This window comes from Kitasatospora purpeofusca (genome assembly GCF_042691725.1).
In the GTDB taxonomy this organism is placed as follows: Bacteria; Actinomycetota; Actinomycetes; order Streptomycetales; family Streptomycetaceae; genus Kitasatospora; species Kitasatospora purpeofusca_B.
On the sequence record NZ_CP170483.1, the window covers coordinates 2,630,854 to 2,642,328 of the forward strand.

General features: G+C 70.5%; 10 protein-coding genes and 1 tRNA gene. 9 read left to right on the top strand and 2 right to left on the bottom strand.

Translation table 11 applies throughout. The features are described 5' to 3' along the window. From ACFCLZ_RS10840 to ACFCLZ_RS10855, 4 genes are read left to right on the top strand one after another with little or no spacing between them, the layout of a single operon-like run. Positions 1–930: a branched-chain amino acid ABC transporter permease gene (locus ACFCLZ_RS10840; protein WP_380284660.1), complete on the top strand. Its 930-nt coding sequence runs from the start codon at positions 1–3 to the stop codon at positions 928–930. 5 nt (positions 931–935) lie between these two features. Next, on the top strand, positions 936–2,867 hold the full coding sequence (locus ACFCLZ_RS10845; protein ID WP_380286136.1) for a branched-chain amino acid ABC transporter permease: 1,932 nt from the start codon (positions 936–938) through the stop codon (positions 2,865–2,867). 7 nt (positions 2,868–2,874) lie between these two features. Continuing rightward, the gene (locus ACFCLZ_RS10850; protein ID WP_380284662.1) at positions 2,875–3,717 is read left to right on the top strand and encodes an ABC transporter ATP-binding protein; all 843 of its coding nucleotides are present in this window, start codon (positions 2,875–2,877) and stop codon (positions 3,715–3,717) included. Then, entirely contained in the window at positions 3,714–4,430 is a 717-nt protein-coding gene (locus ACFCLZ_RS10855; protein ID WP_380284664.1) for an ABC transporter ATP-binding protein, read from the top strand. Before ACFCLZ_RS10850 ends, ACFCLZ_RS10855 begins: the two co-directional genes overlap by 4 nt. Before the next feature lie 56 nt (positions 4,431–4,486). Here ACFCLZ_RS10855 and ACFCLZ_RS10860 read toward each other — a convergent pair whose 3' ends face one another. Continuing rightward, complete coding sequence (locus tag ACFCLZ_RS10860; protein WP_380284666.1) at positions 4,487–5,149, bottom strand: ANTAR domain-containing response regulator; 663 nt, start codon at positions 5,147–5,149, stop codon at positions 4,487–4,489. 91 nt (positions 5,150–5,240) lie between these two features. On the opposite strand from ACFCLZ_RS10860, the gene ACFCLZ_RS10865 reads away from it, so the two are divergent. Both ACFCLZ_RS10865 and ACFCLZ_RS10870 read left to right on the top strand, forming a co-directional pair. Continuing rightward, positions 5,241–5,323, top strand: a tRNA-Leu gene (locus ACFCLZ_RS10865). A 102-nt stretch (positions 5,324–5,425) separates the two neighbouring features. Continuing rightward, positions 5,426–6,211: a helix-turn-helix domain-containing protein gene (locus ACFCLZ_RS10870; protein ID WP_380284668.1), complete on the top strand. Its 786-nt coding sequence runs from the start codon at positions 5,426–5,428 to the stop codon at positions 6,209–6,211. Positions 6,212–6,255: 44 nt separating this feature from the next. On the opposite strand, the gene pyk is transcribed toward ACFCLZ_RS10870, so the two are convergent. Further along, on the bottom strand, positions 6,256–7,683 hold the full coding sequence (gene pyk, locus ACFCLZ_RS10875) for a pyruvate kinase (RefSeq protein ID WP_380284669.1): 1,428 nt from the start codon (positions 7,681–7,683) through the stop codon (positions 6,256–6,258). 283 nt (positions 7,684–7,966) lie between these two features. Between pyk and ACFCLZ_RS10880 the strand changes: the two genes are divergently transcribed. Genes ACFCLZ_RS10880 through ACFCLZ_RS10890 form a run of 3 tightly spaced genes read left to right on the top strand, consistent with a single transcriptional unit; the run spans position 7,967 to position 11,464 of the window. Continuing rightward, complete coding sequence (locus ACFCLZ_RS10880) at positions 7,967–9,115, top strand: hypothetical protein (RefSeq protein WP_380284670.1); 1,149 nt, start codon at positions 7,967–7,969, stop codon at positions 9,113–9,115. 38 nt (positions 9,116–9,153) lie between these two features. Further along, the gene (locus ACFCLZ_RS10885) at positions 9,154–10,809 is read left to right on the top strand and encodes an extracellular solute-binding protein (protein ID WP_380284671.1); all 1,656 of its coding nucleotides are present in this window, start codon (positions 9,154–9,156) and stop codon (positions 10,807–10,809) included. Continuing rightward, positions 10,796–11,464, top strand: coding sequence for a hypothetical protein (locus tag ACFCLZ_RS10890; RefSeq protein WP_380284672.1), 669 nt, complete (start codon positions 10,796–10,798; stop codon positions 11,462–11,464). Before ACFCLZ_RS10885 ends, ACFCLZ_RS10890 begins: the two co-directional genes overlap by 14 nt. The last annotated feature ends 11 nt before the right edge of the window (positions 11,465–11,475 follow it).

Sequence of the window (11,475 nt, forward strand, 5' to 3'; positions counted from 1 at the left end):
GTGCACGACCTACCGCAGCAGCTGGCCAACGGCCTGATCCTCGGCGCCCTCTACGGGCTCGTCGCGATCGGCTACACGATGGTCTACGGCATCGTCCAGCTCATCAACTTCGCCCACGGCGAGATCGTCATGGTCGGCGGCTTCGGCGCCCTGACCGCCTACCTCGCCCTCCCCGGCGGCACCACCCTGTGGCTGGCCCTACCGCTGATGCTGATCGCCGGCATCCTGGTCTCCACCCTCACCGCCGTCGCCGCCGAACGCTTCGCCTACCGGCCACTGCGCACGGCACCCCGGCTCGCCCCACTGATCACCGCCATCGGCCTGTCCATCCTCCTGCAGCAACTGGTCTTCTCCTTCTACCCGGACGCCAAGAAGGCCCGGGTCTTCCCGAAGATCCCCGGCGAACCCTTCGAAATCGGCTCCGTCGCCATCCAGCGCAGCGACCTCTTCCTCGTCCTCGCCGCCCCGCTCTGCATGATCGCCCTCGGCTGGTTCGTCACCCGCACCCGCTCCGGCCGCGCCATGCAGGCCACCAGCCAGGACCCCGACACCGCCAAACTCATGGGCATCGACACCGACCGGATCATCGTCATGGCGTTCGCCATCGGCGCCGCCTTCGCCGCCGTCGCCGCCGTCGCCTACGGCCTGCGCAGCGGCCAGGTCGACTTCCGAATGGGCTTCCTGCTCGGCCTCAAAGCCTTCACCGCCGCCGTCCTCGGCGGCATCGGCAACATCTACGGCGCCATGCTCGGCGGCATCACCCTCGGCCTCGCCGAAGCCCTCGCCACCGGCTACATCCAGCACCTGCCCGGCATGCACCTCTTCGGAGGCGGCGCCTGGAAGGACGTCTGGGCCTTCGTACTCCTCATCGTCGTCCTGCTCGTCCGACCCCAGGGCCTGCTCGGCGAGCGCGTCGCGGACAGGGCGTGAGCACCATGACCACCACCGGCACCGAAACCACCCCGGTCATCCCGCTGCCCGGCCGCACCGCCGCCCTGCTCACCGGCCTCGGCGCCCTCGCCGTCACCGGCTCCGCCCTGATGCCCTGGACCTGGACCTCCGACTACCCCGGCGACCTCACCTACTACGGCTCCCCGGCCGGCCTCCAGTGGCTCGCCCTCACCGCCGGACTGCTCACCCTCCTGCTGCTGCTCGCCACCCAGGGCATCCCCGGACTGCGCTGGGCCGCCCCCCGGCACAGCCACAACGCCGTCCTGCTCGCCGCCACCGGCGCCCTCGCCGTCGGCTGGTTCTCCGCCCTCTCCATCGCCAACGACCTCGGCGGCCTCGCCAACCTCGAACCCGGCGGCTGGGTCCTCGCCACCGGATCCCTGCTCGCCGTCGCCGGAGCCCTCGGACTGCCCCTGGACCGGCGCACCGCCGTCCCGCTGCGCATCCTCGACCGGCGGCTCTTCCTGCTCGTCCCGATCGCCCCCGCCGCCTGGTTCGCCACCCACGCGATCCCCGAGGACAAGCCGGTCGCCCCCGTCCTCACCGCCCTCGCCGGCGGCCTCGCCCTCGCCACCGGCGCCGTCCTGCTCGTCCAGCTCGGCCACCTCGCCCACACCTGGCTGCGGCTCGGCACCGTCCAGCGACCGCTGCCCGCCCCCCGCGAGCTGCCCTCCTGGGCCGAGGTCGGCCTCATCGTCGCCGCCTTCGCCGTCGGCCTGTTCGCCATCACCTTCGGCATCGACACCGAGTACGGCGAACTCTTCACCGGCTACCTGCTGCTCGCCGCCTCCGTGGTCACCGCGCTCGGCCGCTCCGGCCTGATCGCCCGGCTGCGCGCACTCACCGTCAAGTACCAGGCGGTCACCACCGGCGCCGCCTTCGCCGCCGCCGCCAGCTTCCCCTTCACCCAGACCAGCGACCAGTACACCTCGGTCGCCACCAACATCCTGATCTTCGCCACCGTCGCCCTCGGCCTCAACATCGTCGTCGGCCTCGCCGGCCTGCTCGACCTCGGCTACGTCGCCTTCCTCGGCGTCGGCGCCTACAGCGCCGCCCTGGTCTCCGGCTCCCCCGCCTCGCCGATCCACGTCCAGTTCCCGTTCTGGGCCGCCGTGCTCACCGGCGCCGTCGTCTCCATGGTCTTCGGCGTCGTCATCGGCGCCCCCACCCTGCGACTGCGCGGCGACTACCTCGCCATCGTCACCCTCGGCTTCGGCGAGATCTTCCGCATCACCATGCTCAACCTCAACGGCACCACCGGCCCCAAGATCACCAACGGCTCCAACGGCATCCCCCGAATCCCCGACCTGGAGATCCTCGGCTGGGACCTCGGCAAGCCCAGCACCGTCCTCGGCGTCGAACTCGGCCGGTTCTCCAACTACTACCTGCTGATGCTGCTGGTCACCGCCCTCGTGGTACTGGTCTTCGCCCGCGTCGGCAACTCCCGCATCGGCCGCGCCTGGGTCGCCATCCGCGAGGACGAGACCGCCGCCGAGGCCATGGGCATCAACGGCTTCCGCCTCAAGCTCCTCGCCTTCGCCCTCGGCGCCTGCCTCGCCGGCCTCGCCGGCACCGTCCAGGCCCACGTCAGCTACACCGTCACCCCCGACCAGTACACCTTCGCCGAAGCCCTGCCGCCCAACTCCGCCTTCCTGCTCGCCGCCGTCATCCTCGGCGGCATGGGCACCATCAGCGGCCCCCTCGCCGGCGCCACCCTCCTCTTCCTCATCCCGAAGAAGCTGGAGTTCCTCGCCGACTACCAACTGCTCGCCTTCGGCATCGCCCTCATCGTCCTCATGCGCGTCCGCCCCGAAGGCCTCATCCCCAACCGGCGCCAACAGCTGGAGTTCCACGAGGCCGCCATCCCCGCGCAGCCCACCGGCGACGGCGTCGCCCTCACCAAGGCAGGGGCGTGACCCCCCGATGACCACCACCAACGCCCCCGCAGCCGCCGGCACCGCACCCGCCGCCGCCGACCCCCTGCTCGACGTCTCCGGCGTCACCATGCGCTTCGGCGGCCTCACCGCCGTCAACGACGTCTCCCTCACCGTCGGCCGCGGCGAGATCATCGGCCTCATCGGCCCCAACGGCGCCGGCAAGACCACCTTCTTCAACTGCCTCACCGGCCTCTACGTCCCCACCGAGGGCACCGTCACCTACCAGGGCACCGTCCTGCCCCCCAAACCCCACCTCGTCACCCAGGCCGGCATCGCCCGCACCTTCCAGAACATCCGGCTCTTCGCCAACATGACCGTCCTGGAGAACGTCCAGGTCGGCCGACACAGCCGGATGCGCCAGGGCCTGCTCTCCGCCGTCCTGCGCGGCCCCGGCTACCACCGCTCCGAGGCCGAGAGCCGCGAGAAGGCCATGGAACTCCTGGAGTTCACCGGCCTCGCCGGCAAAGCCGACCACCTCGCCCGCAACCTCCCCTACGGCGAGCAGCGCAAACTGGAGATCGCCCGCGCCCTCGCCTCCGAGCCCGGCCTGCTGCTCCTCGACGAGCCCACCGCCGGCATGAACCCCCAGGAGACCCGCGCCGCCGAGGAACTCGTCTTCGCCATCCGCGACCGGGGCGTCTCCGTCCTCGTCATCGAGCACGACATGCGGTTCATCTTCAACCTCTGCGACCGCACCGCCGTGCTCGTCCAGGGCCAGAAGATCGTCGAGGGCGACCGCGAGACCGTCCAGAGCGACGAACGCGTCATCACCGCCTACCTCGGCGCCCCGCTCGAAGGCACCGCCCCCGTTACGGAGACCGACCAGTGACCGCACTCCTCGAGGTCCAGGACCTCCGCGTCGCCTACGGCAAGATCGAGGCCGTCAAGGGCATCAGCTTCACCGTCAACCGGGGCGAGGTCACCACCCTGATCGGCACCAACGGCGCCGGCAAGACCACCACCCTGCGCACCCTCTCCGGCCTGCTCAAGCCCACCGCCGGCAGCATCACCTTCGACGGCCAGGCCCTCACCACCGTCCCCGCCCACAAGATCGTCGCCCTCGGCCTCGCCCACTCCCCCGAGGGCCGGCACATCTTCCCGCGCATGAGCATCGAGGAGAACCTCCTCCTCGGCGCCTTCCTGCGCAGCGACACCGACGGCATCGCCAGGGACGTCGACCGCGCCTACGGCCTCTTCCCCATCCTCGGCGAGCGCCGCAAGCAGGCCGCCGGCACGCTCTCCGGCGGCGAGCAGCAGATGCTCGCCATGGGACGGGCGCTGATGTCCCGGCCCAAGCTGCTGATGCTCGACGAACCCTCGATGGGCCTCTCACCGCTGATGATGCAGAAGATCATGGCGACCATCGTCGAACTCAAGGCCGACGGCACCACCATCCTGCTCGTCGAGCAGAACGCCCAGGCCGCGCTCTCCCTCTCCGACCGCGGCTACGTCATGGAGACCGGCACCATCGTCCTCCAGGGCACCGGCGCCGACCTCCTGCACGACGAGTCGGTCCGCAAGGCCTACCTCGGCGAGGACTGACCCCGTACGACGAAGGGCCCGGCGCGCCGCCGGGCCCTTCCTCATACGCCACTGCGCTACTCCGCGGGACCCTCGGCCTCCTCGGCCTTCTTGCGGTCCTGCGCCGCGCCCTCCTCGATGACCGCCTCGGCCACCGCCGCCATCGTCATCCGGCGGTCCATCGACGTCTTCTGGATCCACCGGAAGGCGGCCGGCTCGTTCAACCCGAACTTGGTCTGCAGCACGCTCTTCGCCCGGTCCACCAGCTTCCGGGTCTCCAGCCGCTGGGTGAGATCCGCGATCTCCTCCTCCAGCGTCCGCATCTCCGTGTACCGGGAGACCGCCATCTCGATCGCGGGCACCAGGTCGCTCTTGGAGAACGGCTTGACGATGTACGCCATCGCCCCCGCGTCCCGCGCCCGGTCCACCAGCTCCCGCTGCGAGAACGCGGTCAGCATCAGCACCGGCGCCAGGTGCTGCTCATGGATCTGCTCGGCCGCGGACAACCCGTCCAGCACCGGCATCTTCACGTCCAGGATCGCCAGGTCCGGCTTCAGCTCCTGCACCAGCCGGACCGCCGTAGCGCCGTCCCCGGCCTCCCCGACGACGGTGTACCCCTCCTCCTCCAGCATCTCCTTCAGGTCGAGACGGATCAACGCCTCGTCCTCGGCGATCACAATCCGGGTGATCTGGGGCAAATCGGTCTCAAGCGGCTCGGCCTGCTCGTCGGCGGTGCTCACGGGGCTCCTCGTTCCGGCGGGGTACTGCATGCACGAGGGTACCTAGCTGCGCCGGGCGATGCGCGCAGGGTATCCTTCACGGGCGCGACTCGCCGAGTTGGTGGAAGGGCAGACACGATCGCCTCAAAAGCGATTGCCTGAAAGGGCGTGTGGGTTCGAATCCCACACTCGGCACAAGATTTTCCTCGTATTCCCAGGCCGTGGGAAGTTCATCACATCGAGCGGCTCTCGGTAGAACTCCTGACGCAGCCCGCGCCCCCGAAGAGGGTGGCGCACATGACCACGAATTCTGTGCGCGAACAGGCTGTCCACCTCCTTCGCGGAGGTATGGCCAACACCGAGGTGGCCCGCCGGTTCGGCGTCCCGCCCGGCACCGTCGCCTGGTGGAAGCACCAGGACCTCGCCAAGCGCGGGCAGCTTCCCGGCCGGAAGCGATCCACCTGTACTCACTGCTTCGGCGACGCACTCGACCGCCCGGCCTACGCCTACCTCCTCGGCCTCTACCTCGGCGACGGCCACATCACTTGGCCGGAACAGCACCGGAGCCCCAGCCTCTTCATCACCTGCGACGCCAAGTGGCCCGGCATCATCGACTCCGTCGACCAGGCCATGCGCCAAGTGATGCCGCGCAACAGACCCTGTCGGATCCGACGGACGGGCTGCTACGTGGTCAAGCTCTACTCGAAGCACCTGTACTGCTACTTCCCCCAGCACGGCCCCGGCAAGAAGCACGAGCGCACCATAGCCCTGGAGCCCTGGCAGCAGGAGATCGTCGACGCCCACCCCTGGGACTTCCTGCGCGGCCTGATCCACTCCGACGGCTGCCGCATCACCAACTGGGCCACCAGGCGGGTCGACGGCGCCGTCCGCCGCTACGAGTACCCGCGCTACTTCTTCACCAACACCTCGGCCGACATCGTCCGCCTCTTCACCGACACGCTCGACGCCGTCGGCGTGCAGTGGAAGGCCTCGATCCCCCGGCCCACCGGCCAGGTCAACGTCTCCGTCGCCCGTAAGGAGTCCGTGGCGCTCATGGACACCCACATCGGACCCAAGTACTGAGGCCGGCGCGGCCTCCTCCCGGAGGGCCGCGCCGGCGGGGCGGGTCAGTCCAGGGTCCCCACGTGGTGGACGCGGACGAGGTTGGTGGAGCCGGCGAGGCCGGGCGGGGAGCCGGCGGTGATGACGACGATGTCGCCCTTCTGGCAGCGGCCGAGGGAGAGCAGGGCGGCGTCGACCTGCTCGACCATCTCGTCGGTGGTGGGCGCGAAGGGGCCGAGGAAGGTCTCCACGCCCCAGGTGAGGGCGAGTTGGCTGCGGACGGCCGGCTCGTAGGTGAAGGCCAGGACGGGGATCGGCGAGCGGTAGCGGGTCAGGCGGCGGGCGGTGTCGCCCGACTGGGTGAAGGCGATCAGGTACTTGGCGTGCAGGAAGTCGCCGATCTCCGCGGCCGCCCGGGCGACGGCGCCGCCCTGGGTGCGGGGCTTGTTGCTCGGGGTGAGCACCGGCAGTCCGGCGGAGAGGATGTCCTGCTCGGCGGCCTCGATGATCCGCCCCATCGTGCGGACCGTCTCGGACGGGTACTTCCCGACCGAGGTCTCGCCGGAGAGCATCACCGCGTCGGTGCCGTCGAGGACGGCGTTGGCGACGTCGGAGGCCTCGGCGCGGGTGGGCCGGGAGGAGTTGATCATCGAGTCGAGCATCTGGGTCGCCACGATGACCGGCTTGGCGTTCCGCCGGGCCAGTGCGACGGCCCGCTTCTGGACCATCGGCACCTGCTCCAGCGGCATCTCCACACCGAGGTCGCCGCGGGCCACCATGACGCCGTCGAAGCGGTCGACGATGGAGTCGAGGTTCTGCACCGCCTGCGGCTTCTCGATCTTGGCGATGACCGGGACCCGGCGCCCCTCCTCGTCCATCACCCGGTGGACGTCCTCGACGTCCCGCCCGGTGCGGACGAAGGAGAGCGCGACGAGGTCGGCCCCGGCCCGCAGGCCCCAGCGCAGGTCGGCGATGTCCTTCTCGCTGAGCGCGGGCACCGAGACGGCGACCCCGGGGAGGTTGAGGCCCTTGTGGTCGGAGACCAGACCGCCCTCGACGACGGTGCAGCGGACCCGCGGTCCGGTCACCTCGACGACCTCCAGGGCGACCCGGCCGTCGTCGACGAGGATCAGCTCGCCGGCGGTGACGTCCCCGGCGAGCCCGGGGTAGGTGGTGCCGCAGCCGTTCTGGTCTCCCACGACGCCATTGTCGGTGGAGATGGTGAACTCGTCGCCGCGTTCGAGAAGTACCGGGCCCTCGGCGAAGGTTCCGAGGCGGATCTTCGGGCCTTGAAGGTCGACCAGCACGCCGACGCTGCGGCCGGTCTCGTCCGCGGCCTTGCGGACCCGGCGGTAGCGCTCCTCGTGCTCGGAGTGCGAGCCATGGCTCAGATTGAATCGGGCGATGTCCATCCCGGCGTCGACCAGGGACTTGATCTGGTCGTAGGTGTCGGTGGCGGGCCCGAGGGTACAGACGATTTTTGCTCGGCGCATACTGCTGAGAGTAGGCATTACCGGCGCGTAACGTCGATGCGGGTCCGGACAACGGGATGGCCGTTGCCGTAAGGAGAGTTGAACAATCTGACACAACGTCGGACCCGCGTGCGAGAGGTTCCCCGGAGTCGCCCGCGCCCGCTCCTCGATGCGATTCCGTGAAGGTGTGTTCACCTCCCGTTCACCGTCACTTCCGCCGCCGCACGCGGCACGGCGGGACGCTCGTCACCCCGGTGCGATGCCGGGGTCCGGAAGTGGTTCCAACGAGGGGGAAGCGTCCGGCATGAAACGCGGTGTGGTCGGGGTCCTGGTGCTCCTGCTGATGGCCGGCGGCGTGGTGTTCTGGCTGGTGAAGCCGAACGACGATCCGCCCGGCGGCACGACCGGCGGTCCGACCGGCGGGTCGAAGAGTTCGGGCGTCGTGAAGGTCACCGGCACGGTCGGTTCCGAGAAGAAAGCGTTCTTCGACGATCCCAAGGTCCAGGAGGAACTGCGGCAGCAGGGCCTGGAGGTGAGCGCCCAGAGCGCCGGCTCCTGGCAGATGAACGACGTCAAGGACGGCGCGGCGGCCGACTTCGCCTTTCCGGCCAGCCTGCCGCCGGCCGAGGCGATCCAGAAGGACCACGGCATCACGGGCACGCCGGCCCGGCCGTTCTACTCGCCGCTGGTGGTCGTCGCCTACAAGGAGACGGCGGAGATCCTCAAGAACAACGGCCTGGCGGCGCGCAACGACGCCAAGGTCTGGACGCTCACGATGGACAAGTTCACCAGCGCCCTGATGGAGGGCCGCACCTGGGAGCAACTCGCTCCGCAGAACAGGCCTCCGGAGCTCGCGGGGCGCATCTATCTGACCACCACCGACCCGGACAAGTCCTCGTCCGGCGCGCTCTACATCGCGATGGCGTCCTTCCTGCTGAACAACAAGGAAGCGGTGCAGGACGAGGCCACCGCGCAGCGGATCGGCAAGACCCTGAATGAGCCGTTCAACCGGCAGGGCGGGATGCAGTCCTCCACCGAGCAGCCGTTCGCGGACTTCGTCTCCGGCAACGGCCGCCCCCTGGTCCTCGCGTACGAGTCCCAGGCGCTCGAACTGGCGGCGCAGGGCGAGAAGGGCGAGCTGCCGGACAACATGGTGGTGCTCTACCCGGACACCGTGGTCGTCTCCGACCATTCGCTCGTGGCGTTCACCCCGAACGGGAAGAGGCTCGCCGAGGCTCTCGTGAAGGACGAGAAACTCCAGAAGCTGGCGGTCGACCACGGGTTCCGGCCCGCCACGCCGCCGTCGGTCGAGTCCCCGTTCAAGGCGCACGTGGCCGAGCTGAACAACGGTCGCACGAAGAACAACTTCGCGTTCGACCCCGATCTCAACCTGCCGAAGGTCGCGCTGCCCAAGCAGGAGATCCTGCTGAGCCTGATCAAGGCCACGAAGTGACGGGGGACATGGCAAGCACAGTCACCGGAAGGGTGAGGATGAGGAAGAGCGGTGCCCGGCAGCTGGCCGTCGGGCTGGCGCTGCTGGCGGTGACGGCGACGGCGTGCACGTCCTCGGCCGACCCGAAGCCCACGCCGAGCGATCCGACGACCGCGGCGAGCGCCCAGCCCGCGCCGACCGCGCAGCCGGGGGTGCTGCGGATCCTCGCCGGCAGTGAACTCCAGGACATGGCGCCCGTGTTGGAGGAGGCGCAGAAGGCCACCGGGGTGAGCGTGCAGTTCTCCTGGACGGGTTCGCTGGACGGCGCGGACGCCGTCGCCGCGGGCAACACCGACGGCAAGTACGACGCCATCTGGTTCCCGTCGAACCAGTACCTGCACCTGTACGACAAGAGCAAGGAGAAGCTGCTCTCGGAGACGCCGATCATGGCTTCTCCGGTCGCCTTCGGGATCCGCTCTTCGGTGCTCAACGACCTGTCGTGGGGCGACGGTTCGAAGGTGACCTGGGGCAATCTGGCGGAGGCGGCGTCCGGCGGCAAGCTGTCGTACGGCATGGCGGACCCGTCGCGTTCCAACTCGGGCTTCTCGGCGCTGGTCGCGGTCGCCTCGGCGTTCTCGGGAGCGGGGTCGGCGCTGACCGACGCGGACGTGCAGAAGGCGGCGCCGCAGCTCAAGCAGTTCTTCGCCGGGCAGAAGCTGACCTCGGGTTCCTCCGGCTGGCTGGCGCAGGCGTACGCCCGGGCCGAGCAGGGCTCGATCGGGGCGCTGGTGAACTACGAGTCGGTGCTGCTGTCGCTCGACAAGACGCTGCCCGCCGACCAGAAGCTGACCGTGGTCCGCCCGACCGACGGCGTGATCTCCGCGAACTACCCGCTGACCCTGCTGGGTTCGAGCCAGCAGCGGGAGCGGGAGTCGTTCCAGCGGCTGACCGCCTACCTGCTGCAGCCGGAGGTGCAGAAGCGGATCTCGGAGCTGACGCTGCGCCGTCCGATCGCGCCGGGGGTGACTCCGGCGGCCGGGCTGCCGACGGAGCGGGTGCACGAGCTGCCGTTCCCGGGCACCAAGGCGGTGGCGGACGGTCTGCTGTCCGCGTACCAGAACGAGCTGCGCCGGCCGTCGCGGACGGTGTACGTGCTGGACACCTCGGGGTCGATGGCCGGAGCGCGGCTGGCGTCGCTGAAGTCGGCGATGGGTCGGCTGACCGGCTCGGACGATGCCCGGGGGACGCGACGGTTCCGGGACCGCGAGGAGGTCACGCTGATCTCCTTCGCCTCCAAGGTGAAGTCGACGAAGACCCATTCGGTGCCGCCCGGCGGCGCGGCCCAGCAGGAGCTGGCGGCGATCAACGGGGACGTCCAGGGGCTTTCGCCGGACGGCGGGACGGCGGTGTACTCGTCGCTGGAGGAGGCGTACCGGGTGATCGAGCGGCAGCAGGCGACGGCCAAGGACGACCGTTTCACCTCGATCGTGCTGATGACGGACGGGGAGAGCAACGAGGGCGCGTCGGACCAGGACTTCCGGACGTTCCACGGCGGGCTCTCGCCGGCGCAGAAGTCGGTGCCGGTGTTCCCGATCCTGTTCGGCGACGCGGCGAAGGGGCAGTTGCAGGGCATCGCGGACCTGACCGGCGGCAAGCTGTTCGACGGGACGGGCTCGCTGGACGGGGCGTTCGAGGAGATCCGTGGCTACCAGTGACGGTGGCGGCGGGAGTGACGGGTGGAGCCGGGCCTGGGCCTATCTGATGTCCACCCGTCACCTCGTGGCGGGCGGGTCGAGTGTGGCCGTCGGGGCGACCACCTTCCTGCTCCGGGCGCCGACGGCCCTGCCGCCGCTGCTCGCGGTGGGGGCGTACATCGCGACGGTGACGCTGTGGCCGCCGCCCGGCGGGGAGGGGGGCCCGCCGGGGCCGCAGCCGAGGCCGGCTCCGGGGCTCGGGCCGGACCAGGAGACCCCCCGGTCCGGTCCGGGCGATCCGCCGGTGCGCCCGGCCGGGCGCACCCGGCGGGGCCTGGGCCCCGCGCCCGCGCCCGCGCCGGAGGAGGCGGAGGAGGCGAAGCCCCCGGCCGCCCCGTCGGCGGCGCGGATCTGGCCGCAGCTGGAGGAGTTGGCGGCGTTCGTCGGTTCGGCGCCGCTGCCGCCGTCGGCGAATGTGCCGGGTCTGCTGGTGCGGCTGCGCACGGCCGGGCCGGGGCCGACCACGGAGCCGATCGTCCGCCGCCGGCTGCCCCTCGCGGTGGACGGCTATCTGCGGGCGCTGACCTGGCAGCCGTGGGTGCCGGACGGGGCGGATCCGGCGGCCGAACTGGCCCGGGCGGTGGACGAGATGGCCGCTCTGGTCCCGTCGTCCTGACCGCCGGAGCG

Coding starts and splice junctions, on each gene's coding strand:
- ACFCLZ_RS10870 (WP_380284668.1), top strand. CDS start 5,426: ATGACCACGAATTCTGTGCGCGAACAGGCTGTCCACCTCCTTCGCGGA.
- ACFCLZ_RS10880 (WP_380284670.1), top strand. CDS start 7,967: ATGAAACGCGGTGTGGTCGGGGTCCTGGTGCTCCTGCTGATGGCCGGC.
- pyk (WP_380284669.1), bottom strand. CDS start 7,683: ATGCGCCGAGCAAAAATCGTCTGTACCCTCGGGCCCGCCACCGACACC.
- ACFCLZ_RS10850 (WP_380284662.1), top strand. CDS start 2,875: ATGACCACCACCAACGCCCCCGCAGCCGCCGGCACCGCACCCGCCGCC.
- ACFCLZ_RS10845 (WP_380286136.1), top strand. CDS start 936: ATGACCACCACCGGCACCGAAACCACCCCGGTCATCCCGCTGCCCGGC.
- ACFCLZ_RS10885 (WP_380284671.1), top strand. CDS start 9,154: ATGAGGAAGAGCGGTGCCCGGCAGCTGGCCGTCGGGCTGGCGCTGCTG.